The sequence below is a fragment of the Mycobacterium sp. 236(2023) genome (assembly GCF_029623955.1).
Classification (GTDB): domain Bacteria; phylum Actinomycetota; class Actinomycetes; order Mycobacteriales; family Mycobacteriaceae; genus Mycobacterium.
In genome coordinates this window covers 142,908-167,391 of sequence record NZ_JARSBP010000001.1, presented here as the reverse complement: position 1 = coordinate 167,391, position 24,484 = coordinate 142,908, and the positions used below count along the sequence as shown (strand labels likewise).

At 67.3% G+C, this 24,484-nt stretch carries 33 protein-coding genes; 20 read left to right on the top strand and 13 right to left on the bottom strand.

The genetic code is table 11. The annotated features are described in order from the left end of the window. Position 1: 1 nt before the first annotated feature. The 7 genes from P9A17_RS00775 to P9A17_RS00745 all read left to right on the top strand — a co-directional run bounded on the left by P9A17_RS00775 (position 2) and on the right by P9A17_RS00745 (position 5,870). The gene (locus P9A17_RS00775) at positions 2–946 is read left to right on the top strand and encodes an ABC transporter substrate-binding protein (protein ID WP_278036688.1); all 945 of its coding nucleotides are present in this window, start codon (positions 2–4) and stop codon (positions 944–946) included. A 14-nt stretch (positions 947–960) separates the two neighbouring features. Then, complete coding sequence (locus tag P9A17_RS00770) at positions 961–1,653, top strand: queuosine precursor transporter (RefSeq protein WP_278036687.1); 693 nt, start codon at positions 961–963, stop codon at positions 1,651–1,653. Positions 1,654–1,759: 106 nt separating this feature from the next. Continuing rightward, the gene (locus tag P9A17_RS00765; RefSeq protein ID WP_278036686.1) at positions 1,760–2,434 is read left to right on the top strand and encodes an allophanate hydrolase subunit 1; all 675 of its coding nucleotides are present in this window, start codon (positions 1,760–1,762) and stop codon (positions 2,432–2,434) included. Continuing rightward, positions 2,431–3,327 carry a biotin-dependent carboxyltransferase family protein gene (locus P9A17_RS00760; protein WP_278036685.1) on the top strand — a complete coding sequence of 299 codons (897 nt, stop codon included), beginning with the start codon at positions 2,431–2,433 and terminating at the stop codon, positions 3,325–3,327. Before P9A17_RS00765 ends, P9A17_RS00760 begins: the two co-directional genes overlap by 4 nt. Before the next feature lie 33 nt (positions 3,328–3,360). Next, positions 3,361–3,903 (top strand): GNAT family N-acetyltransferase, encoded by a 543-nt coding sequence (locus tag P9A17_RS00755; protein ID WP_278036684.1) that lies wholly within the window; start codon positions 3,361–3,363, stop codon positions 3,901–3,903. A 120-nt stretch (positions 3,904–4,023) separates the two neighbouring features. After that, on the top strand, positions 4,024–5,166 hold the full coding sequence (locus P9A17_RS00750) for a uroporphyrinogen-III synthase (RefSeq protein ID WP_278036683.1): 1,143 nt from the start codon (positions 4,024–4,026) through the stop codon (positions 5,164–5,166). Then, entirely contained in the window at positions 5,163–5,870 is a 708-nt protein-coding gene (locus P9A17_RS00745) for a sirohydrochlorin chelatase (protein ID WP_278036682.1), read from the top strand. The genes P9A17_RS00750 and P9A17_RS00745 overlap by 4 nt, the downstream gene beginning before the upstream one ends. On the opposite strand, the gene fdxA is transcribed toward P9A17_RS00745, so the two are convergent. From fdxA to nirB, 3 genes are all read right to left on the bottom strand, one after another. Further along, positions 5,867–6,220 (bottom strand): ferredoxin, encoded by a 354-nt coding sequence (gene fdxA, locus P9A17_RS00740; protein WP_278036681.1) that lies wholly within the window; start codon positions 6,218–6,220, stop codon positions 5,867–5,869. The genes P9A17_RS00745 and fdxA overlap by 4 nt on opposite strands. Positions 6,221–6,288: 68 nt before the next feature. Beyond that, positions 6,289–6,648 carry a nitrite reductase small subunit NirD gene (gene nirD / locus P9A17_RS00735; protein ID WP_278036680.1) on the bottom strand — a complete coding sequence of 120 codons (360 nt, stop codon included), beginning with the start codon at positions 6,646–6,648 and terminating at the stop codon, positions 6,289–6,291. Positions 6,649–6,654: 6 nt separating this feature from the next. Continuing rightward, the gene (nirB, locus tag P9A17_RS00730) at positions 6,655–9,222 is read right to left on the bottom strand and encodes a nitrite reductase large subunit NirB (protein WP_278036679.1); all 2,568 of its coding nucleotides are present in this window, start codon (positions 9,220–9,222) and stop codon (positions 6,655–6,657) included. A gap of 283 nt (positions 9,223–9,505) precedes the next feature. On the opposite strand from nirB, the gene P9A17_RS00725 reads away from it, so the two are divergent. Beyond that, complete coding sequence (locus tag P9A17_RS00725) at positions 9,506–10,570, top strand: GGDEF domain-containing protein (RefSeq protein ID WP_278036678.1); 1,065 nt, start codon at positions 9,506–9,508, stop codon at positions 10,568–10,570. Between the two features lie 18 nt (positions 10,571–10,588). On the opposite strand, the gene P9A17_RS00720 is transcribed toward P9A17_RS00725, so the two are convergent. From P9A17_RS00720 to P9A17_RS00690, 7 genes are read right to left on the bottom strand one after another with little or no spacing between them, the layout of a single operon-like run. Continuing rightward, positions 10,589–11,152, bottom strand: a complete 564-nt coding sequence (locus P9A17_RS00720; protein WP_278036677.1) for a hypothetical protein — start codon at positions 11,150–11,152, stop codon at positions 10,589–10,591. Between the two features lie 2 nt (positions 11,153–11,154). After that, a complete protein-coding gene (locus P9A17_RS00715) occupies positions 11,155–11,718 on the bottom strand; it encodes a DUF6286 domain-containing protein (RefSeq protein WP_278036676.1) in 564 nt (187 codons plus the stop codon). Beyond that, entirely contained in the window at positions 11,715–12,089 is a 375-nt protein-coding gene (locus tag P9A17_RS00710) for an Asp23/Gls24 family envelope stress response protein (protein ID WP_278036675.1), read from the bottom strand. The genes P9A17_RS00715 and P9A17_RS00710 overlap by 4 nt, the downstream gene beginning before the upstream one ends. Continuing rightward, positions 12,082–12,261 carry a hypothetical protein gene (locus P9A17_RS00705; protein ID WP_278036674.1) on the bottom strand — a complete coding sequence of 60 codons (180 nt, stop codon included), beginning with the start codon at positions 12,259–12,261 and terminating at the stop codon, positions 12,082–12,084. The genes P9A17_RS00710 and P9A17_RS00705 overlap by 8 nt, the downstream gene beginning before the upstream one ends. Beyond that, positions 12,258–12,536, bottom strand: coding sequence for a hypothetical protein (locus P9A17_RS00700; RefSeq protein WP_278036673.1), 279 nt, complete (start codon positions 12,534–12,536; stop codon positions 12,258–12,260). The genes P9A17_RS00705 and P9A17_RS00700 overlap by 4 nt, the downstream gene beginning before the upstream one ends. Next, the gene (locus P9A17_RS00695) at positions 12,536–12,832 is read right to left on the bottom strand and encodes a hypothetical protein (protein ID WP_278036672.1); all 297 of its coding nucleotides are present in this window, start codon (positions 12,830–12,832) and stop codon (positions 12,536–12,538) included. The genes P9A17_RS00700 and P9A17_RS00695 overlap by 1 nt, the downstream gene beginning before the upstream one ends. Beyond that, a complete protein-coding gene (locus tag P9A17_RS00690) occupies positions 12,832–13,296 on the bottom strand; it encodes an Asp23/Gls24 family envelope stress response protein (protein WP_278036671.1) in 465 nt (154 codons plus the stop codon). Before P9A17_RS00690 ends, P9A17_RS00695 begins: the two co-directional genes overlap by 1 nt. Positions 13,297–13,438: 142 nt before the next feature. On the opposite strand from P9A17_RS00690, the gene P9A17_RS00685 reads away from it, so the two are divergent. From P9A17_RS00685 to P9A17_RS00675, 3 genes are read left to right on the top strand one after another with little or no spacing between them, the layout of a single operon-like run. After that, the gene (locus P9A17_RS00685) at positions 13,439–13,891 is read left to right on the top strand and encodes a universal stress protein (RefSeq protein WP_278036670.1); all 453 of its coding nucleotides are present in this window, start codon (positions 13,439–13,441) and stop codon (positions 13,889–13,891) included. A gap of 50 nt (positions 13,892–13,941) precedes the next feature. Further along, the gene (locus P9A17_RS00680) at positions 13,942–14,511 is read left to right on the top strand and encodes a sigma-70 family RNA polymerase sigma factor (protein WP_278036669.1); all 570 of its coding nucleotides are present in this window, start codon (positions 13,942–13,944) and stop codon (positions 14,509–14,511) included. After that, complete coding sequence (locus P9A17_RS00675) at positions 14,502–14,945, top strand: hypothetical protein (protein ID WP_278036668.1); 444 nt, start codon at positions 14,502–14,504, stop codon at positions 14,943–14,945. Before P9A17_RS00680 ends, P9A17_RS00675 begins: the two co-directional genes overlap by 10 nt. On the opposite strand, the gene P9A17_RS00670 is transcribed toward P9A17_RS00675, so the two are convergent. Next, positions 14,942–15,703: an isocitrate lyase/phosphoenolpyruvate mutase family protein gene (locus tag P9A17_RS00670; RefSeq protein WP_278036667.1), complete on the bottom strand. Its 762-nt coding sequence runs from the start codon at positions 15,701–15,703 to the stop codon at positions 14,942–14,944. The two genes, P9A17_RS00675 and P9A17_RS00670, sit on opposite strands and share 4 nt — an antisense overlap. Positions 15,704–15,818: 115 nt before the next feature. On the opposite strand from P9A17_RS00670, the gene P9A17_RS00665 reads away from it, so the two are divergent. From P9A17_RS00665 to P9A17_RS00645, 5 genes are all read left to right on the top strand, one after another. Next, positions 15,819–16,121: a hypothetical protein gene (locus P9A17_RS00665; protein WP_278036666.1), complete on the top strand. Its 303-nt coding sequence runs from the start codon at positions 15,819–15,821 to the stop codon at positions 16,119–16,121. A gap of 72 nt (positions 16,122–16,193) precedes the next feature. Beyond that, positions 16,194–17,015 (top strand): hypothetical protein, encoded by an 822-nt coding sequence (locus P9A17_RS00660; protein WP_278036665.1) that lies wholly within the window; start codon positions 16,194–16,196, stop codon positions 17,013–17,015. A gap of 35 nt (positions 17,016–17,050) precedes the next feature. Then, positions 17,051–19,003, top strand: coding sequence for a fumarate reductase/succinate dehydrogenase flavoprotein subunit (locus P9A17_RS00655; protein ID WP_278036664.1), 1,953 nt, complete (start codon positions 17,051–17,053; stop codon positions 19,001–19,003). Between the two features lie 2 nt (positions 19,004–19,005). Then, positions 19,006–19,761: a succinate dehydrogenase/fumarate reductase iron-sulfur subunit gene (locus P9A17_RS00650; RefSeq protein WP_278036663.1), complete on the top strand. Its 756-nt coding sequence runs from the start codon at positions 19,006–19,008 to the stop codon at positions 19,759–19,761. Between the two features lie 85 nt (positions 19,762–19,846). Continuing rightward, positions 19,847–20,245 (top strand): hypothetical protein, encoded by a 399-nt coding sequence (locus P9A17_RS00645; RefSeq protein ID WP_278037001.1) that lies wholly within the window; start codon positions 19,847–19,849, stop codon positions 20,243–20,245. Here P9A17_RS00645 and P9A17_RS00640 read toward each other — a convergent pair whose 3' ends face one another. After that, on the bottom strand, positions 20,246–20,704 hold the full coding sequence (locus P9A17_RS00640) for an Lrp/AsnC family transcriptional regulator (protein ID WP_347403823.1): 459 nt from the start codon (positions 20,702–20,704) through the stop codon (positions 20,246–20,248). A gap of 61 nt (positions 20,705–20,765) precedes the next feature. Between P9A17_RS00640 and P9A17_RS00635 the strand changes: the two genes are divergently transcribed. The 3 genes from P9A17_RS00635 (at position 20,766) to P9A17_RS00625 (ending at position 23,215) form a co-directional block, all read left to right on the top strand. Continuing rightward, positions 20,766–22,496, top strand: coding sequence for an acyl-CoA dehydrogenase family protein (locus tag P9A17_RS00635; RefSeq protein WP_278036661.1), 1,731 nt, complete (start codon positions 20,766–20,768; stop codon positions 22,494–22,496). A 90-nt stretch (positions 22,497–22,586) separates the two neighbouring features. Beyond that, complete coding sequence (locus tag P9A17_RS00630; protein WP_278036660.1) at positions 22,587–22,994, top strand: rhodanese-like domain-containing protein; 408 nt, start codon at positions 22,587–22,589, stop codon at positions 22,992–22,994. A 59-nt stretch (positions 22,995–23,053) separates the two neighbouring features. Beyond that, positions 23,054–23,215, top strand: a complete 162-nt coding sequence (locus P9A17_RS00625) for a hypothetical protein (protein WP_278036659.1) — start codon at positions 23,054–23,056, stop codon at positions 23,213–23,215. 21 nt (positions 23,216–23,236) lie between these two features. Here P9A17_RS00625 and P9A17_RS00620 read toward each other — a convergent pair whose 3' ends face one another. Beyond that, positions 23,237–23,728 carry a flavin reductase family protein gene (locus tag P9A17_RS00620; RefSeq protein WP_278036658.1) on the bottom strand — a complete coding sequence of 164 codons (492 nt, stop codon included), beginning with the start codon at positions 23,726–23,728 and terminating at the stop codon, positions 23,237–23,239. Between the two features lie 95 nt (positions 23,729–23,823). Here P9A17_RS00620 and P9A17_RS00615 point away from each other — a divergent pair, with 95 nt between their 5' ends. Continuing rightward, positions 23,824–24,474 carry a GAP family protein gene (locus tag P9A17_RS00615; RefSeq protein ID WP_278036657.1) on the top strand — a complete coding sequence of 217 codons (651 nt, stop codon included), beginning with the start codon at positions 23,824–23,826 and terminating at the stop codon, positions 24,472–24,474. Positions 24,475–24,484 lie beyond the last annotated feature (10 nt).

Here is a 24,484-nt window from a genome sequence, read left to right as displayed (position 1 = left end):
TGTGACCCTGTCGGTGCCCCGCCGCCGCTTCCTCGGGATGGCGGCCGGCGCGGCGGCGTTGCTGACGGCCTGCGGATCCGAGAAGCCCGGCGCCGTCGCGAGCGACGGCTCCGTCACCGTCACGCACGCGTTCGGTGAGACGAAGGTCCCCGCAGCACCCACCAAGGTCGTCAGCGCGGGCCTCACCGACGCCGACGATCTGCTCGCCCTCGGCGTCGTCCCGATCGCCGTGACGGACTGGTTCGGCGCCGAACCGTTCGGGGTCTGGCCGTGGGCGCAACCCCGGTTGAACGGCGCCCAACCCGTGGTCCTGTCGCTGGCCGACGGCATCCAGGTCGACCAGATCGCCGCGCTGGCGCCCGACCTGATCGTCGCCACCGACGCCGGCCTCGACCAGGACACCTACGGCAAGCTCACCGAGATCGCCCCGACGATCGCCCAGGCCGGCCGCGACGCGTTCTTCGAACCGTGGCGCGACCAGGCCGGTGCGATCGGCCAGGCGGTGTTCCGGCACGACGACATGCAGAAGCTCGTCGCCGACGTCGACGCGAAGTTTCGCGGCGTCAAGGACAGCCACCCCCGGTTCACCGGCAAGAAAGCGCTGCTGCTCGGAGGCGCCCTGTTCGAGGACAGCGTGCAGGTCAGTAGACCGCCATGGCGGCACGAATTCCTGACAGAGATGGGGCTGACGGTCATCGACGCCGAGGACGACCTGATCCCGCGCGACCGGATGTCGACAGTGCTCGACGAGGCCGACGTGCTGATCTGGACCACCGAGAGCGACGCGGAGCAGGCCGCGCTGCTGGCCGACCCCGTCATCGGCAAGCTGACGCACCACGTGTTCACCGGCAAGGAGCTCGCCGGGGCCATCGCCTACGCGTCGACGCTGTCCTACCCCGTCGTCGCCGACCGGCTCCCGCCGATGCTGGCCAAAGTGCTCGGCTGAGGTCTAATGGGTCGGTGACCGACCCGACCGTCGACCCTGATCCCCATGTCTCTTTCGCGCGCGTGGGGTCGGCCTACTATCCGGTCCTGGTCGCCGTCTTCACCGCGCTGGTCATCATCTCGAACCTGACGGCCACCAAGGGCGTCGAGTTCGGGCCGATCATCACCGACGGCGGCTTCATCGTGTTCCCGCTCACCTACGTGATCGGCGACGTCCTGTCCGAGGTGTACGGCTTCAAGGCCGCCCGGCGCGCCATCTACACCGGCTTCGCGATGAACATCCTTGCCGCCCTTGCCCTCTGGGCGACCATCTACCTGCCCGCCGCGGACTTCTACGAGAACCAGGAACACTTCGAGAACATCGCCCACGCCTACACCGGGCTGATCATCGCGGGGCTGGCCGGGTTCATCGTCGGGCAGACGCTCAACGCGTGGTCGCTGGTGCTGATCAAGGAGCGCACGAAGGAGAAGCACCTGTGGGCCCGGCTGGTCGGCTCGACGTTCATCGGGCAGCTCGGCGACACGGTGGTGTTCTGCGCGATCGCGGCCGGCGTCATCGGGATCACGTCGTTCAGCGACTTCATCGTCTACACCGCCCAGGGTTGGCTGTACAAGACCGTCATCGAGGTGGCGCTGCTGCCGATCACCTATCGGGTGATCGCCTACATCAAGAACCGCGAACCGAGCTATCAGCCGGTGACCGTCTAGTTCGCGTCGGCGGATTCCTGAGCCGTCGATAAGGGCCTTCTGGCAACCCTCACAGAGCTTCGCGACGGGGGGAGACTTCGAAGCTACTCGGCGGTAGCTTTGGTAGATGAGCGTGACTGCGGATGAGATCGACACAGTGCGCACCGGGGGCGTACGACGGATTCTGGATTATGGTGACCGGGCGCTGCTGCTCGAATTCGGCAGCAGTGCAGAGGTATTGGCGTGGACCGAGGCCGTGCGAACGGCCGGCCTGCTCGGCGTCGTGGACATCGTTCCGGCCGCGCGAACCATCCTGGTGAAGCTGGCGGGAAGCCGTTATCAGGCCCCCACACGGCAGCGCCTCGGCGGGGTGCAGGTGTCGGAGGAGGCGGTAGCCGAGTCGGCGACCCCCACCGAGGCCGACGTCGTCCTCGACGTCACCTACGACGGCGAGGACCTCGACGAGGTGGCCCGGCTGACCGGGCTGAGCACCGCCGACGTCGTCGCCGCCCACACCGGCACGCTGTGGCGCGTCGGATTCAGCGGCTTCGCACCAGGTTTCGCGTATCTGGTGGGCGGCGACGAACGGCTCGTCGTTCCGCGCCGATCCGAGCCGCGGACCAAGGTGCCTGTCGGCTCCGTCGGGCTCGCTGGCGAGTTCAGCGGCGTCTACCCGCGTGAATCTCCCGGCGGCTGGCAGCTCATCGGCCGCACGTCAGCCGCGCTGTGGGACGTCGACCGCGACGAACCGGCGCTGCTGAAGCCGGGCATGTGGGTGCAGTTCCGGGAGTTGACGTCATGAGCGGCGTGACATTGGAGATCCTGCAGACCGGCCCGCTCGCGCTCGTCGAAGACCTCGGCAGGCCAGGGCTGTCCCACATCGGCGTCACGCGATCCGGCGCGGCGGACCGGCGCGCCCACACGCTGGCCAACCGCCTCGTCGCCAACCCCGACGACAGGGCCACCGTCGAGATCACCCTCGGCGGGTTCACCGCCCGCGTCCACGGGGGCAACGGAGAAGGTGTCGCGATTGCCGTCACCGGCGCTGACGCCGACCCGTCGGTCAACGGAAAGCCGTTTGGCACCAACAGCATTCATTACGCCCATGACGGCGAGGTGATCTCGCTCGGGCCACCGCGCTCGGGACTGCGGTCGTATCTCGCGGTGCGCGGCGGGATTAACGTCGAGCCGGTGCTCGGGTCGCGCAGCTATGACGTGATGTCGGCGATCGGTCCGTTACCGCTGCAGCGTGGCGACGTACTGCCCGTCGGCGCGCACACCGACGACTTCCCCGAGGTCGACCAGGCACCCGTGGCCGCGATCGTCGACGCGGCACTGGAGCTGCGGGTCGTGCCGGGGCCGCGCGACGACTGGTTCGTCGACCCCGACGTCCTGGTGCGCACCAACTGGCAGGTCACCAACCGCAGCGACCGGGTCGGTATGCGGCTGGTCGGCATGCCGCTGGAGTACCGGTGGCCCGACCGCCAACTTCCCAGCGAAGGCGCCACCCGCGGGGCGATCCAGGTCCCCCCCAACGGTTTCCCGGTGATCCTCGGCCCCGACCATCCGGTCACCGGCGGCTATCCGGTCATCGGTGTTGTCACCGACGACGACATCGACAAGATCGCGCAGGCTCGGCCGGGCCAGACGGTCAGGCTGCACTGGTCGCGGCCGAGGCGACCGTTCGAGGACTAACGGCGCGCGCCGAACGCTGGTAGAACGACAGGTGTGCGCGCACGCCTCGTCCACACCTCAGATCTCGACGATGAGACTCGCGAGGACGCCCGCCGGATGGTCATCGAAGCCTTCGGCGGTGACTTCTCCGATGACGACTGGGAACACGCCCTCGGCGGCATGCACGCCCTGATCTGTCAGCGCGGCGAGGTGCTCGGGCACGCGGCCGTCGTCCAACGGCGCCTCTACTGCGGTGGCGTCGCGCTGCGCTGCGGCTACGTCGAAGGCGTCGCGGTCGCCGAAGAGCACCGAGGCCAAGGTCTCGGAGGGGTTCTGATGGACGCCGTCGAGCAGGTGGTGCGCGGCGGCTACCACCTCGGCGCACTGGGCTCGAGCGACCTCGGCGAGCCGCTCTACACGCTCCGGGGGTGGATCCGCTGGATTGGACCCACCTCGGTGTTATCGCCCGACGGCCTGACGCCGACCCCCGACGACGACGGCGGGGTCTACGTACTACCCGCAGATCTACCGGAATCCTTCACACTGGACACCGAAGCCCCGATCGCCTGCGACTGGCGGGCCGGCGACGTGTGGTGAGTCGACCTCACAGCGATCACCGGGCCGCGGTGAACACAAATTCATCGCTTGAGCGGGGGCGACACAGCTCCGCAACGGTCGGTTAATCACGCCGAAACATGGCCTGAATAGACATTGGGCATGACTGATCCGGATTGGGCGCCGCTCACCGGTTTCCGGGTTGCGGTCACTTCCGCACGGCGCGCTGACGAACTGAGTGCGCTGCTGCGTCGCCGCGGCGCGACAGTCAGCAGCGCCGCAGCGATCGAGATGGTGCCGCTGCCCGACGACGACGAATTGCGGGAACGCACGCATTCGTTGGTCGATACGCCTCCCGACATCGTCATCGCCACCACCGGCATCGGGTTCCGGGGCTGGGTCGCCGCCGCCGACGGATGGGGCATGGCGACCGAGCTCACCACCGCGCTGAGCAAGGCGCGGATCGTGTCTCGCGGCCCGAAGGCCACCGGCGCCCTGCGCGCGGCAGGACTACCCGAGGAGTGGTCACCGGAATCGGAGTCCTCGCGCGAAGTGCTGCAGTACCTGGTCGAGGGCGGTATCGCCGGGACCCGCATCGCGGTGCAGTTGCACGGAGCGACCGCCGACTGGGATCCGTTCCCCGAGTTTCTCGACGAATTGCGTTCGGCGGGAGCCGAAGTCGTCCCGATCAGGGTGTACCGCTGGCATCCGGCGCCCCGCAACGGCGACTTCGACGCGCTGGTCGCCGGCATCGCGGAGGAAAAGTTCGACGCTGCCAGCTTCACGTCGGCGCCTGCCGTCGCGTCGGTGCTGATGCGTGCCACCGAGATGGGCATCGAGGCCGAGGTGCTGTCGGCGCTGCGCAACGGCGTCCACGCGATGTGCGTGGGGCCCGTCACCGCCCGGCCGCTCGTCCGGCTCGGCGTTCCGACGTCAGCGCCGGAGCGGATGCGGCTGGGTGCACTGGCCCGTCACATCACCGACGAACTGCCGCTGCTGCAGGCGCGCACGGTGCGCGTGGCCGGGCACCTGCTGGAGATCCGCGGCAACTGCGTGCTCGTCGACGGCACGGTCAAAGCGCTCTCGCCCGCCGCGATGGCGACGATGCGCGCGCTGGCACTGCGCCCAGGTGCGGTCGTCTCGCGCACCGACCTGCTGCGCGCCCTGCCCGGCTGCGGCACCGACACCCACGCCGTCGAGACGGCAGTGCTGCGTCTGCGAACCGCGCTCGGGGACAAGAAGATGGTCACCACCGTCGTCAAGCGCGGCTACCGGTTGCCCGTCGACGAGGCGTTCGCGTCATGAGCCTGCTGCTCGTCGCACACGGCACCCGGAAGCAGAGCGGGGTGTCGCTGATCGCGGACATCGCCGCGCAGGTGTCGACGGCCCTGGAGCGTCCCGTGCGGGTCGCGTTCGTCGACGTCCTCGGTCCGACACCATCGGAACTGCTCGCCTCGACGCTGGACCGGCCGACGGTCCTGGTGCCCGCATTCCTGTCGCGCGGGTATCACGTCAGCCGTGACATTCCCGAACACGTGTCGACGAGCGGACACGACGACGTCACCGTCACGCGGGCACTGGGTCCCGACCCCGCCCTGGTGCGCGTCCTCGTCGATCGGTTGATCGAATCCGGTTGGCATCCCGATGATTCGGTGATCCTCGCCGCGGCGGGAACGTCGGATCCGGCTGCCATGCGCGATCTGCACACCACGGCGACCTGGCTGTCGGCGACCATCGGGTCGCGGGTCGAGCTGGCGTTCGCGGCGACCGGCGAGCCGCGGGTGGCCGACGCCGTCGCAGCGATGCGTGGCCATGGTAAACGCGTGGTGATCGCGTCATACCTGGTGTCCGAGGGCCTATTTCAAGACAGACTGCGTGACAGCGGCGCCGACATCGTGACCGATCCGCTGGGTACCCACCCAGGGGTGACACGGTTGATCGCCAGCCGATTCCAGCGGGCGTCCTCGACGCTGGCCCCGTGGCGTCCGCTGGTGGCGGCGTTCCGTTAAGGGTGTGGCGTCGTCGATGGTGGCAACGCTGCCACCAAGGGCGTGTCCGTGCCGACACGGCCGAGTTGTAGAGCCCCACCCGGGTCGCCCAGCGGCGCGTCACGCCCCGGCAGCGTCAGGCTGAAGAACTCGGCGTTGTCGGCCATGAACGCCAATTCCTCGTCGGGCAGGTCGGTTTCGTAGTAGATCGCATCGACCCGGCACGCGATACGGCACGCGCCGCAGTCCACGCATTCGTTCGGGTTGATGTACATGGCGCGGGCGCCTTCGTAGATGCAGTCCGCGGGGCATTCCGCCACGCAGGACTTGTCGACGATGTCCACGCACGCGCTGCCGATCACGTAGGTCATACCTACGACGGTAGGGCGACGACGTTCCCGGCACAGGGGCCGAAAGTCCCCAATGTCTTCGCCGCGGATCAGGAGCCGAGTTGGACGTCGCCGTCTTCGGTGATTCGCGTCGCGTACACCGTCAGCGAGTGCTCGGGGTTGTCGAGGCAGCTGCCGTCGTCGAGGGCGAACGCCTGCTTCTTGATCGGCGACTGCACGGTCGCGCGGCCACCTCGATCGCCGACGATGCCCCGGGACATGACGGCCGCGCCGGAGAACGGGTCGATGTTGCCGACCGCGTGGATGCTGCCGTCATCGAGGCGGAACAGCGCCGCCTGCTCGCCACCGGGCAGCAGCACGCCGACGCCACGGTTGGGGATCAGGAAGTCATACCGGCACGCCGACGTCCAGACCTTCGTTCCACTGAGCGATTCGTTCAGCACGGTCATGACGGTTTACCTTCCTACCTTCGGCATACCGATCGCGACGGGCGCAGGCACCTTGCGGCCGCCGTTCTCGGTGAACCTGATCGTCGGATCCGGGACATCGGGGGCATTGACGAACGACACGAACCGCGACAGCTTGTCGGGGTCTTCCAGCACGCCCCTCCATTCGCAGGCGTACCCGTCGACGTGGCGGGCGACGGCGGCTTCGAACTCCTCCGCCAGCCCGAGCGAGTCCTCACAGATCACCTCACGCAGATGGTCGAGTCCGCGCTCCTCGACCCACGGCGCCGTGCGCTGCAACCGGTCGGCGGTGCGAATGTAGAACATCAGGAAGCGGTCGATGTAGCGCACCAGCGTCTCGTCGTCCAGGTCACCGGCCAGCAGTTCGGCATGCCGCGGTGTCGCACCGCCGTTGCCGCCGATGTAGAGGTTCCAGCCGGTCTCCGTGGCAATGACACCGACGTCTTTGCCTCTGGCTTCCGCGCACTCGCGCGCACATCCGGAGACGCCCATCTTGATCTTGTGCGGGGACCGCAGCCCGCGGTAGCGCAACTCCAGATTGATGGCCATCTGCACCGAATCCTGTTGGCCGTACCGGCACCAGTCACTGCCGACGCAGCTCTTCACCGTGCGCAGCGACTTGCCGTACGCCTGACCGGATTCCATGCCGCCGTCGACGAGCCGGCGCCAGATCTCGGGCAACTGGTCCACCCGGGCACCGAACATGTCGATGCGCTGGCCGCCCGTGATCTTGGTGTACAGCCCGAAATCCCTGGCGATCTCGCCGATCAGGATCAGGTGTTCGGGGGTGATGTCGCCGCCGGGAACCCGTGGCACCACCGAGTAGCTGCCGTTGCGCTGGATATTGGCCAGGAAGTGGTCGTTGGAGTCCTGCAGCGAGGCCTGCTCGCCGTCGAGGATGTGATCGGAGCTCGTCGACGCGAGGATCGATGCCACGACGGGTTTGCAGATGTCGCAACCTTTTCCGGTACCGAAGCGCTCGATGAGGCCGGTGAAGGTGCGGGTGGAGTCAGAAGGCCCAGCGCTGACGATCTCGAACAACTCAGCGCGCGAGTGAGAGAAGTGCTCGCACAACGCCTTCGACTGCTCGACGCCCTCCGCCTCGAGCAGCTGCTTGAGCAGCGGTATGCAGGAACCGCACGACGTGCCCGCCTTGGTGCATCCTTTCAAGGCGGGCACGTCCGCGCAGCCGCCGGCGATCGCGTCGGTGAGATCGCCTTTGGTGACGTTGTTGCAGGAACAGATCTGGGCTGCCGCGGGCAGCGCCCCGACGCCCAAACCGCTTGCCCCGCCTTCGCTTCCGGCCGGGGCGATGAGAGCCAGCGGGTCACCCGGCAGCGCTTCTCCGACCATCGGCCGCAGCACGCCGTACGACGAAGCATCGCCGACCAGAATGCCGCCGAGCAGGGTCTTGGCATCGTCGGAAAGAACCAGCTTGGCATACGTCTGGCTGACCGCGTCGTTGACGGCCACCTCGAGACAGTTGGGCGTGCTCCCCATCGCGTCACCGAAGCTGGCCACGTCGACGCCGAGCAGTTTCAGCTTGGTCGACATGTCGGCCTCGGGGAATTCCGCCGCGCCTCCGAGGAGGCGATCGGCAACGACTTCTGCGCTGGTGTATCCGGGGCCGACCAGGCCGTAGCAGCGGCCCTCGATGGCAGCCACCTCGCCGATCGCATAGACGCTGGAATCGCTGGTGACACAGGACAGATCGGTGAGCACACCGCCACGCTCGGCGACCTCGAGCCCGGCCTCGCGGGCCAACTCGTCACGCGGACGCACGCCCGCGGCGAACACGACGACGCCCGCGTCGATGTAGGTGCCGTCGCTCAGCATCACGCGCATCGAATCGTCGTCGGCCGACCGCTTCAGCGGCTTGTTGCGCTGGGCAGGCTTGATCGAGTCGGTGCCGACGTTGGTGTGCACGGCGATACCCAGCGCGCCGATCATCCGGCTCAGCAGCGTGCCACCGGCCTCGTCGAGCTGTTGAGCCATCAGGTGGGGCGACCGCTCGACCACGTGTGCGGTGAGCCCGAAGCCGCGCAGCGCGTTCGCGGCCTCCAGACCCAGGAGTCCACCACCGATGACGACACCCACGGGTGCGCCCCCGCGCTCGCGTGTCCGTTCGGCGGCAGCACGGATCGCGTCGAGATCGTCGAGCGTCCGGTAGACGTGACAGGCCGGCAGATCACGTCCGGGCACGGGCGGCACGAAAGCATAGGAACCCGTTGCCAACACCAGCGCGTCGTAGTCGATCCGGGTGCCGTCGTCGGTGGTCACCGATTTCGCCGCGGTATCGAGCGCCACGACCCGGTGCCCGAGCTTCACGTCGACCAGGTCGTCACCGGGGTAGTTGTTGCCGGGCAACGCCAGCTTCGTCCGATCCCAGTGCTCGGTGTAACCGGTCAGCCCGACACGGTCGTACGCGGGGTCCAGTTCCTCGGCGAGGACGGTGACCCGCCAGGTGCCGTCGGTGTCGCGGGACCGCAGTGCCTCGATGAACCGGTGACCGACCATGCCGTGGCCGACGACCACGACGTGCTTGTGTGACGCCATGTCGCTCACGCTAGGGAGCGCATATTGCCTTGATGTCGCCTCGTGTGAAGGCGTAGTCACGGTGTGCTCACCGGAGCAGGTCGCCTTCTGTGAGTCGATTCGCGGACGGCGACCTCGACTTGCTACACGCGGGGCGCCCGGCGAGATACCGTCTACCAGTTCGAGCACACGGACACCACGATCCGAGCGGCGGGGGCCGCGCCGACCTTCGGCTTTCATTCGGGTTCGGACAATTCTTGGAGTCGCTGTCAGTCGGCCGCGACAGGGTGTGGGGGTATGTCGCGTGAGCTCGAGGTTCCGACGATGGTGGGACGAACCCGACCACTTCGAGTGGATCACCGCGTTCCTGCGGCAACGAGGGATGCTGCGGGCCACCCAGACCGTGATGGCGGTCGTCTCCTCGTCTGCCGCACTCGTCGCGCTGACGTTCCTGGCCGGGCTGGGCTGGCCGACCGTACAGCTGCTCGCCGTCGGCGTGGCCGGCGCTCTCTTCACGCTTGGTGTGACCGCGTTCTGGCTGACGCGATGGCCCACCCGCCGACAGTCCGAACTCGCGCTCGTCAGCGGCACCCTGTTCATCGCGATCTGGAGCATTACGCAACCGAACACCGCCGTCGCGGTGCTCGCCTGTACCGCGACCGCGGTCACCGGCGGCTACGTCGCGTTCTTTCACAACAACAGGCTTCTGCTGTTCAACTTCGTGGTCGCCATCGGCATCACCACTTCGGCCACGTGGCGGCTGGGCGCCGACACCAACGCAGCCACCGCCGTCGCGGCGTTCTGGCTCGCATGGTTTCTCAATCTCACGGTCCCGCTCGCCATCCGCAGCATCACCAAAGCCATGGGTACGTATGCCATGCAGTCAGACGTCGACCCGTTGACCGGGCTGCTCAATCGACGAGGTTTCGCCGATGCGGTCTCTCGTCAGCTCGCCGAGACCAGCGAATCGGCAACGCATCTCGGCCTGGTGATGGTCGACCTCGACGCGTTCAAACTTGTCAACGACAACCTCGGGCATGCCGCCGGCGACCGCACCCTTCTCGCCGTCGCCGACCTCCTCCGCCACCGCAGCCCGCGCAATGCGCCGATCTGTCGCGCGGGCGGCGAGGAGTTCCTCGTCGCCGTCACCGCAACGCGGGGCGGCGCCGAGTCCGTCGGTGCTCAGCTCTGCCGTGCCATCGCCGAGCTGCCACACGATGTCACCGCCAGCGTCGGCACCTGCAGCGTCAGCCTCGAGTACCTGCGTGCGGGATTGACGGAGGCCCTTGTCGACGAGCTGATTGCGGCCGCCGACGCGGCGATGTACGTCGCCAAGCGCGACGGTGGCAACCGCGTTCATTTCGGCTGAGTCGCGATACCCGGTTGGTCAGGCCACGGGCAGTCGGCGTGCCCGCGCGTCGACTCGGATGCGGGTGCGCACGGCGACCCCGTCATCCAGCATGCGCGCCGCAGTCGTCGCGGCTTCGTCAGCGGCGCGAATAGCGGGCGACAGCGCATGCCGCGTCCCGACGACAGCAACCAGCGTGATGGTCGGGACCCGGTGTTCGACGGTGGCGCGTGCGCTGGCTTTCAACACCGCGGGATCGCGCGCAAGGATGTCGGCGGCAGCGGATGCGACAGATCCGGCATCCGCGCTCAACGATCCCTCCACTGGAGACCGGTCTTCCAGGCGTACATCGCGCACACGCGGGTTACGGCGATGCTGGGCCAGCCACCACAGGCCGACGAACACCAGCACCACCCCGAGACCGCCGCAGGCCCACGCCCACCACGACGAATCCACAGCGCTCAGCGGCGCGGCCAGCTCCAGCGGCCGACCGCCGCCGATCTGACCGCGCGACCACAACAGCGCCGAGGCGCCGCCGCCGGTGAGCAACGCGCCCACCGCGAAGACGGCCGCGCGATCTACGGCCACAGCTGCAGGTTTCATGATCAGTTCCTCTCGGAGAGAAGCACTTTGACGCGCGGCGACCGCGCGAGCCCGGCAAGCTCTTCAGTTGCTGCGCGGGCGATCGCGTCCTTGAGTTCGGCGTCGCTTTTTCCGGTCACCTCGCACCGAACCGTGAGCGTGCGCTTCGATGCGGTCGTGCGGGCCGAGACGACGCCGGGGACGGCTTCGGCCGCCGCGCTGGCCACCCTCGCGACACCACTGAGGTCGACGTAGACCGCGGTCCCCGACTGTGCGGGCACCGCATGTTTCCGCCGCGGTTTGACCGCGACCACGATGAGGGCGACGCCGAGCAGGGCTGCACCGATCGCCGCCACCGGCAACCACGTCGGCGGCGCGGCACCGTCCACCGCGGCCACCGCATCCGCGACCCAGGTCCCCCCTGAAACCCAACCGGTGGCGATCAGCGCCTCCCGAATTCCCAACGCGCCCAGTCCGGTCACGACGACCGCCAGCGCGGCTCCGACGTAACTTGCGCCCGCCGTCGCCGCCGGACGAGGAGCCGTCCTGACCCTGGACGTCCGCACGGCATCGCTCTGCATGGTCATTGCAGCTCCCGCATCCGGTGTCCGGCGTCGGGAGCAACCACCGAGCGGACGCGCACATCGACCGCGTCGACAATCAGGCCGCTGAGATCGGCCAGTCCGTGGCCGACCCGCCGGCGCACCTCGGAAGCGGTCTCCGACAGCGACGAGCCCCAGAGCACCGCGATGTCCACGCTCGCCCGCACATGATCGCCTGACATCACGATGTCCGACCTGGGCAGTTCACGGCCTGCCAACTTGCCGATGCCGTGGCTTTCCCGAACGACACCGTCGACCTCCAGTGCCGCGGCGAAAGCGACTCGCTCCACGGCCTTTTCGCGGATCGTCAGGCGACCGCGGGTCGCTGGGTCGTCGGCCAGAGCCTGCTCAGCCACGGCCCCGGCCCCGCAGGATGCTCATCGCGTCGAACTCGCCGTCGCGGTGGCCCCCGACGATGAAACCGATGGCGCCCAGCACGAGCGCCAGCAGGAATCCGGTGAATCCGCCTGCTGCGGCGGCCACCCCCAGGAGTAGTCCGGCCAGCAGGCCGGCGGTTGCGGTCGTCATGATCTTCCTCCACTGTCGATATCGTCATGTCGAATTCTGTTGTCGGCCAGCGTGATCAGTCGCCTGCGGCGAAGGCGGCCCACCAGGACCGCACGGAACCGGCCGATGCGCCCATGCCACGTCGCGATGGCCACCGTCGGCGACGCGGCGTCGCGACCGGCGGCAGCGAGCGCCGCCGTGAGCGCATCGGCCGACCCGCCGGCATCGGGGTGATGCCGGCGGATCGCCGATCGCCTTGCGCTGCGCAGAGATTGCCCGCGTGCTTGCGTCGGCATCATTCCTCGTCACCGAGTGGCGGCAGAACAACACCCTCGACTGTCACGTCGATGGACCTTTCGGGCCATTGAGCAGCGATGGCGGAACGGACCGCAGCCGCTGTCTCACGCACGGGGCGATCGGCGCGCGCGGTGATGTGGACTTCGATCGCACCGTCGCCGACCCGAATGCCGGCAACCCGCCGACCGGGCAGGTAGGTGCCGACTTCGCCGTACATACCTGCGTGCAGATCCGCCACGCCCGGCACTGCCCGCACGATGGCTTCGATGGCGTCCGCCTCGTCGACGCCCTCCACTACTCCACCCGGGCCAGGCGGCCGTCGGCCGGCTGCTCGGATTCCTCGTCGGCGACGTAGACGTCGTGCACGGTGATGTCCACTTCGACGACCTCGAGCCCGGTCATCCGCTCGATCGCGGTGATCACGTTGCGGCGGATGCCTGAAGCCAGGTCCGAGATCGATACGCCGTACTCGGCGACGATGTCGATGTCGACGGCAGCCTGCTTCTCACCCACCTCGACCGACACGCCCTGGGCGTGGTTGACCGTCGCTCCCGGAATCCGCTCGCGAAGAGCGCCCACCGCGCGGCTGGCACTGCCTCCGAGCGCGTGAACGCCGTTGACCTCACGTGCCGCCAGACCGGCGATCTTGGACACGACCGTGTCGGCGATAGTCGTCTTGCCGTGGGTGGTGGCGAGGGGACCGGGCTGCGTGGCCACCGCCGACGCTGCTGCGGATCCTGCGGTCTGAGTACTGGTCATCTCTGTTCCTCTCTCCTTGGTCACATTGGTTGGTCGACGACGGCCGGCGAAACCGAATGCGACAACGCTGTGACCTCGCTCACGCCAATTTCTTACTGTAGAGTAAGAACAAGTGTTCACTCAAAGTGGAGAGGGGCGCATCGTGTCAGAACACCGCGTCATCGTCGTCGGCACCGACGGCTCAGAGACATCACTGCGCGCGGTCGACCGGGCCGCCGAACTGGCCGCCGAAGCCGGGGGAAAACTGATCATCGCGTCGGCTTACCCCGCCAACGGCCCCGACGGTGTCGGCCCCGACCCCGACCAGCCCCGCAACGAGGGCTACCGAACCGAAGGCAACGCCCCGGTGTTCGACCTGCTGGATGACGCCTCCGCACGTGCGAAGAAGGCCGGCGCGCGTGACGTCGAGGTGCGCGCCGTCGAAGGTGCGCCTGCAGACGCCCTGGTCCGGCTGGCCGACGCCGTCGCGGCAGATCTGCTGGTCGTCGGCAACGTAGGGCTGAACTCGATGGTCGGACGACTCATCGGATCGGTGCCGAAGCTGGTCCGCCAGCGGGCGGGCACCGAAGTCCTCGTTGTCGAGACGTCGGACTGAACACTCGCCTAGCGTCGGATCTGTACCGCCCCGCATAAAGGACCTACCGAGTGTTGGCTGACGAGTCGCGCGCCGCCGACGGGCCCGACGACGCACAACTGGCTGCCGCGGCGCGGGCGGGAGACACCGCGGCCTACGAGGTGCTCGTCAAACGCCACGGCCCCAGCCTCTACCGCTACGCACGCCGCATGACCCGTGACGATGCTGCGGTTCAGGACATCGTGCAGGAAACTTTCGTCGCCGCGTGGCGCCAGATCGACCGCTTTCGAGCCGAATCCAGCGTCAAGACTTGGCTTTTCGCCATCTGCGCGCGCAAGGTCGTCGACTCCCACCGGGTCAAGCGCGCCGAGCCGCTCGACGATCGGCTACTCGAACCCGCGGATCCCTCACCGTCGGCTGATCCGCTGGCCGCCGCCACCAACGCCGAATTCCTGGCCGCGCTGGAGGTGGCCCTGGCCGAGCTGCCGCCGCGGCAGCGCGCGGTGTGGGTGCTACGCGAAGTGGAGGAATTGACCTTCCCCCAGATCGGCGAGATCCTGAGTCTGAGCCCCGACGGTGCACGGGGGCACCACCACCGAGCCCGGACAACCCTCCAGCAAAGGCTTCACCGATGGCGATAGGCGACTACGAGGTGATCACGCGGGCCAGTCGCGCGCTGCGGGCCGCGCCGGAACCGGGCTGGGCGGCCGTCGAGCAGCGGGTCCTCCAGGCAGTTCGCGCCAACCCTCGCGCCGGCTGGCCGTTCGACGCCGTCGATCCCGATCACCACTCCGCACCCGGCCGCATCCAGATCAGCGATCTCGTCCTGAGCACGCTCATCGCGCGAGGTGTAGCCGATGAACCCGACGCAGCTTTGGTCGATGTCGCGGTGACGCTCGACGAGGAGATCTTGCGCGGTGTGCGGGTCGACATCAGCGGCCGCTTCGGCGCGGACCTCAATGCAACTGCGGACCGGATCCGCGGGATCGTCGTCGCCATCGTCGCCGAGGTTGCCGGACGCGACGACGTGGAGATCTCCATCGACGTCGTCGACGTCCACCGACACGCCGACTAGGACCAGCGCGCGAGCAACTCCTTCGACCTCTCGGCTAGCGCGAACTGCCAGAACGGACCGAAGCTGATGCGCGCCACGCCGAGCGGCCCATACGACGCCGGATCCGACTTGTCCGGGAACGCTACCGTGTTCACCGGAAGTGGCAGCTCAGACGCCAAGCGCTGCATGATCTCCGGCGGGTGGACACCGACCGGGTACAGCACGTCGGCGCCGGCGTCAGCCGCCAGCTTCAGCCGGGACACCGCCCGATCGACGCGGTCGGCCTCGTCGCCGTCCTGGCGCAGGAACAGATCCGTTCGGGCGTTGACGACCACCCGGACACCGGACGCATCGGCGGCCGCGCGCAAGCCGCCGACGAGTTCGGCATGCTCCTCGGGCGACCGCAACCGACCGCCCTCGCTGTGCACGGTGTCCTCGATGTTGAGCCCCACCGCCCCGACCGACAGCAGCCCCTCGATCAGACGGGTCGGCTCCTGGGCGTATCCGGACTCGATATCGACCGATACCGGAACGTCGACCGACCCCGTGATCTGCGCAACGCGGGTCAGCACATCGTCGAACGACATGGCTTCCTTGTCGCCTCTGCCCACCGAGTCGCCCATCGGGTGGCTGCCCACGGTCAGCGCGGAGAAGCCGGCCTCGACAGCGAGATTCGCCGACCACGCATCCCACACCGTCGGCAGGACCACCGGGTTACCGGGCTGGTGTAGCGCCAGCAATGCCTCTGCCCGACCCAACACATCGCCATTCGTCGCCATCAGGCCTCCGCCTCTCCGCTCATCAAAGTGATCTGTCTCACGCCTGGTCTCGGTGATTTAGCTAGCATCAAGTGCGTACTGTGATCCATGACACCCTTCAGCCCAAGGAGGTCGCTTGTCCAGCACCAGCACCACCGAACTCGCCCAGCTTCACGACCTGATCGGAAGCCTCAGGCGTTGCGTCACGTCACTGGCGTCGCGATACGGGGACAGCCCTGCCACCCGTCGCATCGTCAACGACGCTGAACGCATCCTCAACGATATCGATCGACTCGACATCGATGCCGAGGAGCTGGAACTCGCGCGGGGCGTCAGCCGGCACCACCATTCCGCCGAGCGGATTCCCATCCCGGACACCCAGTACGACACCGATTTCTGGCGCGGTGTCGACGACGAGGGTCTCGGCGGCACCCGCTGAGACATGCGTGCCCCTCTTCTGACACTCGGAGGGGCACGTCCTCGGGGGACATAACTTCATCGAAAGGTAACTGTGAGCGCACCCACCGCCGACCGCAAAGCGACCGGCGTCTTCTCGCCTGGCCGTGCCAAAATCTCGCAGCGCACGCTTCGGACCGACAACTGGCTGAAGTCCCCGATCCTCACCGATCTGGGGTTCGCCGCGTTCATCATCTACGCGACGGTGCGAGCCTTCCAGCAGAACAACTACTTCGTCCCCGAGTACGGCTATCTGACGCCGTTCTACTCGCCGTGCATCAGCACCGGCTGCGTCCCGGAGGCAAGCCACTTCGGCCAGTTCCTTCCCGACGTGTGGTTCCTCCCCTACGCCGCGCTGTCGCTGCCGTTCCTGCTGCTGTTCCGCCTGACCTGCTACTACTACCGCGGCGCCTACTACCGCTCCGTGTGGCAGTCACCGACTGCGTGCGCCGTTGCCGAACCGCACGCGAAGTACACGGGCGAGACCAAGTTCCCGCTGATCATCCAGAACACCCACCGGTACTTCTTCTACATCGCCGGCATCATCTCGGTGATCAACACCTATGACGCGATCATCGCGTTCCACAAGCCCGACGGCGGATTCGGTTTCGGCCTGGGCAATCTCATCCTCGTCGCCAACGTGATCCTGCTCTGGACGTACACGATCTCCTGCCACTCCTGCAGGCACGTCGCGGGCGGACGCCTCAAGCACTTCTCGAAACATCCGGTGCGTTACTGGATGTGGACCCAGATCAGCAAGCTCAACGTCCGGCACAAGCAGTACGCCTGGATCACCCTCGGCACGCTGATGCTGACCGACTTCTACATCATGGCCCTGGCGGCCGGGTGGTTCCCTGACCTGAGATTTGTTGGCTGACAACGATTTAATTACCGATAGACAAGCGAGGATTGATGTCTGAGTCCGTGGAACGGCACGAATACGACGTTGTCGTGATCGGTGCCGGCGGCGCAGGATTACGTGCGGTGATCGAAGCCCGGGAGCGGGGTCTTCGCGTCGCGGTGGTCACCAAATCACTGTTCGGCAAGGCCCACACCGTGATGGCCGAGGGCGGCTGCGCGGCCGCCATGCGCAACGTCAACACCAAGGACTCCTGGCAGGTGCACTTCGGTGACACCATGCGCGGCGGCAAGTTCCTGAACAACTGGCGGATGGCCGAGCTGCACGCGCAGGAGGCTCCCGACCGGGTGTGGGAACTGGAAACCTATGGGGCGCTGTTCGACCGGACCAAGGACGGCCGGATCAGCCAGCGCAACTTCGGCGGCCACACCTACCCGCGCCTGGCCCACGTCGGCGACCGCACCGGCCTGGAGATCATCCGCACGCTGCAGCAGAAGATCGTGTCGCTGCAGCAGGAGGACAAGAAGGAACTCGGCGACTTCGAGGCCCGGATCCGGGTCTTCCACGAGTGCTCGGTCACCGACTTGATCTTGGACAAGGGGGCGAGCGGAGCGACGGGGGAAGGGCCGGGCCGCATTGCCGGTGCGTTCGGCTACTACCGCGAGACCGGCAAGTTCGTGCTGTTCGAGGCACCGGCGATCGTGCTGGCGACCGGCGGCATCGGCAAGTCCTTCAAGGTGTCGTCGAACTCGTGGGAGTACACCGGCGACGGGCACGCACTCGCGCTGCGCGCGGGTTCCGGCCTGATCAACATGGAGTTCATCCAGTTCCACCCGACGGGCATGGTCTGGCCGCTGTCGGTGAAGGGCATCCTCGTCACCGAGGGTGTGCGCGGCGACGGCGGAGTTCTGAAGAACTCCGAGGGCAAGCGCTTCATGTTCGACTACATTCCCGACGTCTTCAAAGGCCAGTACGCCGAGACGGAAGAAGAGGCCGACCAGTGGCTCAAGGACAACGACTCCGCCCGCCGCACCCCTGACCTTCTGCCCCGCGACGAGGTGGCCCGCGCCATCAACGAGGAAGTGAAGGCGGGACGCGGAACCCCGCACGGCGGCGTGTATCTCGACATCGCGTCGCGCATGCCCGCCGAAGAGATCAAGCGCCGGCTGCCGTCGATGTATCACCAGTTCATCGAGCTGGCCGAGGTCGACATCACCAAGGACGAGATGGAGGTCGGCCCGACCTGCCACTACGTGATGGGCGGCATCGAGGTCGACCCCGACAGCGGCGGCGCTGCGACACCCGGCCTGTTCGCCGCGGGCGAGTGCTCCGGCGGCATGCACGGATCGAACCGGCTCGGCGGTAACTCACTGTCGGACCTGTTGGTGTTCGGGCGCCGCGCTGGCCTCGGTGCAGCGGATTACGTTCGCGCACTGGAGAATCGACCGAAGGTCACCGACGATCACATCCAGGCTGCCACCACGCTGGCGCTGGATCCCTTTGAGCCGAAGGACAACCCGGAGAACCCCTACACGTTGCACGCCGAACTGCAGCAGTCGATGAATGACCTGGCCGGCATCATCCGCAAGGAAGCCGAACTCGAAGAAGCCCTCGGCAAAATCGACGAACTCAAGAAGCGCTACGCCAACGTGGTCGTCGAGGGTGGCCGCATCTTCAACCCCGGCTGGCACCTGGCCATCGACATGCGCAACATGCTGCTCGTCAGCGAGTGTGTAGCCAAGGCGGCGCTGCAGCGCACCGAGAGCCGCGGCGGCCACACCCGCGACGACTACCCGAAGATGGACGCGCAGTGGCGCAACACATTGCTGGTGTGCCGCACCGACACTGACGGGGCCGGTACCGAAGCCATCGTGCCCGACGTGACCGTCACGCCCGAGCAGCAGCCGGCGATGCGGCCCGATCTGCTGGCCACGTTCGAGCTGAGCGAGCTCGAAAAGTACTACACCGACGATCAATTGGCCGAACATCCGGAACGGAAGGGCTGATCATGGCTACCTACAACGCGAAGCTGCGTGTCTGGCGGGGCGACGATGTCGGCGGCGAACTGAAGGACTACACCGTCGAGGTCAACGACGGTGAAGTGGTGCTCGACATCATCCACCGGCTCCAGGCGACCCAGGCCGGCGACCTGGCCGTGCGGTGGAACTGCAAGGCAGGCAAGTGCGGATCGTGTTCGGCAGAGATCAATGGCCGCCCGCGTCTGCTCTGCATGACCCGGATGTCGACGTTCGGCGAGGACGAGGTTGTCACCGTCACCCCGATGCGCACCTTCCCGGTCATGCGCGACCTGGTCACCGACGTCTCCTTCAACTACGAAAAGGCCAGGGAGATCCCGTCGTTCACGCCGCCCAAGGATCTGCAGCCGGGCGAGTACCGGATGGCGCAGGAGGACGTGAACCGGTCGCAGGAGTTCCGCAAGTGCATCGAGTGCTTCCTGTGTCAGAACGTCTGCCACGTCAACCGTGACCACGAGGAGAACAAGCTCGCGTTCTCGGGGCCGCGCTTCCTGATGCGTCAGGCCGAGCTCGACATGCACCCGCTGGACACCCATGGCCACCGCGCCGAGCAGGCGCAGGAAGAGAACGGCCTGGGCTACTGCAACATCACCAAGTGCTGCACCGAGGTCTGTCCCGAACACATCAAGATCACCGACAACGCGTTGATCCCGATGAAGGAACGCGCCGCCGACCGCAAGTACGACCCGGTGGTGTGGCTGGGCAACAAGCTGTTCAGAAGGAAATAATCAGCCGGTGACCGTCGAGTCCGGAGAGTCCCGCGCCGTCGTCCGTTCGCCGCGCACGGAGAACAGCTACGCCGTCGCGGGCTCCATCGCGACCACCGACAGCGCCGTCATCGCCGGCTCGATCGCCACGCAGAGCAGTGCCGGCGTCGCGGGATCGGTCGCCACGGCGGGCAGCGCCGGCGTCGCGGGATCGATCGCAACGGCGGGGAGCGCAGCGGTGTTCCGGTCGATCGCCACCAGCGGTAGTGCGGCCGTCGCAGGGTCGATCGCGACGGCGGGCAGTGCCGTCATCGCGGGGTGTGTCCTCGCGGTCCTGTGCATCGCCTGCGCGGGCTGCGCCGCGTGTCTGGCGTGCATCGCGTGTACGAAATGCAAGGCGTGCATCGGCTGCGTCGACTGCGAGGACTGCATCGGTTGCATCGGTTGCGTGGCCTGCTCAGGCCTGCGCAATGCGGTCGGCCTGCGCGGCGTCCACGCCGCCTGATCAGGCCGGCGATAGCGTGCGGCCCGTCAGCGGGCTGGAGTAGACGACATTGGTCGTGATCGTGCCCAGCGTCGCGACGCGTCCGGTGATGCGTTCCAGGTCGGACATCGACCGCGACAGCACCTTGAGGATGAAGCAGTCGTTGCCGGTGACGTGGTGTGCCTCGACGATCTCGGGGGTCACGTCGAGCAGGTCGTGCAGCGGTTTGTAGTTGCCCGACGGGTAGGCCAGTCGCACAAACGCGGTGATCGAATAGCCCAGCGCCGACGGTGACACGGTCGCGGTGTAGCCGGTGATCACGCCGAGGTCGACGAGGCGGCGAACCCGGTCCGCGGTCGCGCTCGGCGACAGCGACACGGCCCTGGCCAGGTCGGCGGTGCTCATCCGACCGTCACTCTGCAACGCCTGCAGAATCGCCTCATCGGTGCGATCCAGCGCGATCCCGTTGCTGTAGGCCATACCGCCGATGATCGCATCGAATGACATCTCGGGCTCAGGTGACCGCGCTAGATTCGCGACCATGACCGGTTTGTTGCTCGACCCCAACAACTTCGACCCCGAGCGCCTCGACCCAGAATCGCGGCGCCAGCTCCGCGCGCTGATCCAGTGGTTCGAAGAGCGTGGAAAGGTCCGGCTGCTACGCGACGACCTCGACGCGGCCTGGGTGTCCGACTTCCTCGATTTCGTCAAACAAGAACGGCTGTTTGCGACGTTCCTGACACCGTCAGAATTCGCCGGAGGGGATCCGAACAAACGCTGGGACACCTCCCGCAACGCGCTGCTGTCCGAGATCCTCGGGTTCTACGGGCTGTCGTACTGGTACGCCGAGCAGGTCACGATCCTCGGCCTCGGACCGATCTGGCAGAGCGACAACGTCAAGGCCAAAGAGAAGGCCGCCGCGCAGCTCGAGGCGGGCGGCGTGATGGCGTTCGGGCTGTCGGAGCGCGAGCACGGCGCCGACATCTACAACACCGACCTGCTGCTGACGCCGGCTGTCGATGACGACGAGGGCGTGCTGTTCCGGGCGTCCGGCGAGAAGTACTACATCGGCAACGGCAACGTCGCGGGCATGGTGTCGGTCTTCTCGCGCCGCACCGACATCGAGGGTGCCGACGGGTACGTGTGGTTCGTCGCCGACAGCGGCCACGAGAACTACGAGCTGATCGACAACGTGGTGCACGGCCAGATGTTCGTCTCCAACTTCGCGCTGCACGACTACCCGGTGTACGAGGAGGACATCCTCGCGACGGGCCCCGACGCGTTCTCGGCAGCGCTGAACACCGTCAACGTCGGCAAGTTCAACCTGTGCAGCGGCTCGATCGGCATGTGCGAGCACGCCTTCTATGAATCGATCACCCACGCCAACAACCGCATCCTGTACGGCAACCCGGTCACCGACTTCCCCCACGTGCGCGCCAGCTTCGTCGACGCGTTCGCCCGCCTGATCGCGATGAAGCTGTTCAGCGACCGCGCCATCGACTACTTCCGCAGCGCGAGCCCGCAGGACCGCCGCTACCTGCTGTTCAATCCGGTCACCAAATCGAAGGTCACCTCAGAGGGCGAGAAGGTCGTCACTCTGCTGTGGGACGTGTTGGCAGCCAAGGGTTTCGAGAAGAACACCTATTTCAATCAGGTGAAGCTGCTGATCGGCGCGCTGCCGCGCCTTGAGGGCACCGTCCACGTCAACGTCGCCCAGATCCTCAAGTTCATGCCGAACTACATGTTCGCCCCCGCCGAATACCCGGAGATCGGCACCCGCGACGATCCGGCCGACGACGTCTTCTTCTGGTCGCAGGGCCCCGCCCGCGGCGCGTCGAAGGTGCAGTTCGCCGACTGGGCTCCCGTCTACGAGCGCAACGCCGGAATCCCGAACGTCGGTGTCTTCTACGAACAGGTGCAGGCATTCAAGGAGTTGCTCGCGACGGCGGCTCCTGACGAGGCGCAGCAGCGCGACCTCGACTTCGTCCTTGTCGTCGGCCACCTCTTCACCCTCGTCGTGTACGGGCAGCTGATCCTCGAACAAGCCGAACTGACCGGGCTCGGGCGCGACCTCCTGGACCAGATCTTCGACGTCCAGATCCGCGACTTCTCCACCTACGCGGTCGCGCTGCACGGCAAGCCCAGCTCCAGCACAGCGCAGCAGCAATGGGCGTTGTCTGCCGTGCGTAAGCCCGCCACCGACGCCGACCGGTTCGGTCGGCTGTGGGAACAGGTGCGTGGCTACGACGGGGCCTACGAAATGCGGCCATAGTGGCACAATCCCGTCGAATGGACGGCGCAGACACCGATGTGCCGTGGATCGCCGGTTCCCCGGAAGGCTATAGCGCGCTTCGATGAACGTATGGATGCCCTGACGTTCTTCGCCGCCAAGCTCGCCTACGAAATCGACGCCGCCGACCTCGCCGCGGCACGGTCCTGCGGTGCGGCGCCGATCGTGGTGGACACCCGGTCGGCGGCGGCCTGGGACCAGGGCCATCTACCGGGCGCCGTGCACATTCCGGGTGGCGAACTGGCGGTGCGCGCCGACGCCGAGCTACCCGACAGGGACGCCAACATCGTCGTCTACTGCTGGGGTCCCGGATGCAACGGCGCAACCAAGGCCGCGTTGACGCTCAGCGACCTCGGTTACCGCCGCGTGCGGGAACTGATCGGCGGCTTCGAATACTGGGCGAGGGAGGGACTGTCCGTCGTCACTGCGCAAGGCCGGACCCGCCGGATCGCCGACGCCCTGACCGCGATCCGAGTGTAGGCACCCGGCGCGGGGGTACCCTTCACTGAGCAGCCAATCATCGAAGAAAGGCAGCTCCCATGGCGCTTCGAGAGCCCCACAGCATCAACGACATTCGCACTGCGATCCGCGAATTGAGCACCCGCGCCGACCTGGCCCGCAAAGAGGGCCGCACCGCCGACGCCGCAGAGCTGGACCAGCGCGTCAGAAACTACCGCGAAGAACTGGCCACCAAGCCCTGACGCCGCTCCCGTCCGGGTCGGTCAGGCGCCGAGCTTGCGGAAAGTGCTGCGGTGAAACACGATTGGTGACACGTCTTGGTGGACGGTGATGTCGCTGACGCGCAGCACCACGATGATGTGATCGCCCGCGGGCACCAGCTGCTCGATCGCGCTCTCCAGCCAGACGCTGGTGCCGTGGATGAAGACAGCACCCCGTTCCGTCGATGACGTCTCAAGCCCGGAGAAGCGATCGCCCGTCTTCGCGGCCAATGTGCGCGCAGCCTCGTCATGGGACTCCCCCAGCACGCTGATGCCGAGGTACGGCGCGTCGACAAGCTTGGGCCAGGTGGTCGACGTGGTCTGCACGCAGAACGACACCAGCGGGGGGTCCAGAGATACCGGCACAAAGGTGCTCGCGGCGAGCCCGACCCGGGTGCCGTCGACCTCGGCGGCGATCGCGATGACGCCAGAGGGGAAGTGCCCGAACGCCTCGCGCAACGAGGCCGGGCTCAGGTCTATCGGTGTTCCGGTCATCATTCCCATTTTCACACGGACGCGGGAATCACGGCCACCGTCCGAATCGTCGTGAACGCAATCCCCGCCGGCCGGACCGGTAACGTGACGCCATCATGTGGTTTCCGCTCCTGGTCATGGCCGTCGCGGTCAGCTTGGAGCCGTTTCGGGTCGGGATGACCGTCGTGATGCTCAACCGGCCGCGCCCGCTACTCCAGCTGCTGGCGTTCCTCACCGGGGGCTTTCTGATGGGCACCGCAGTCGGCGTCGCCGTCCTCTTCCTGCTGCGGCCCGCGCTCAGGGACACCCACTTCAATCTCCCCAAGGTGCAGATCGCCGTGGGCGCGCTGGTCATCGTCACCGCCGGACTGGTGGCGGCGGGCTTCCTGGGAGGTACCGCGGACCGGGAACCCGGCAGGTTCGAGACGCGTCTGCGGGCGCTGCTGACCGGCCGATCGCTGTGGACGGCGGGGGTGGCGGGGCTGGGCATCGCGCTGCCGTCGATCGACTATCTGGCCGCGCTCGCCCTGATCGCCGCGTCCGGCGCCGCCGCCACGTCGCAGTTCGGGGCGTTGATGGCGTTCAACGTGGTGGCGTTCGCGCTCGTCGAGATCCCGTTGCTCTGCTACGTCATCGCGCCGGAAAGAACCCGCGCAGCGCTGACAGCTCTCAACAACTGGATCCGGGCGCGGGGCCGCTACGGAGTGTGCGCGCTGATGGCCGTCATCGGGGCTGTCCTGCTGGCCGTCGGGTTCGCGGCGCTCTGACCCGCGCCGA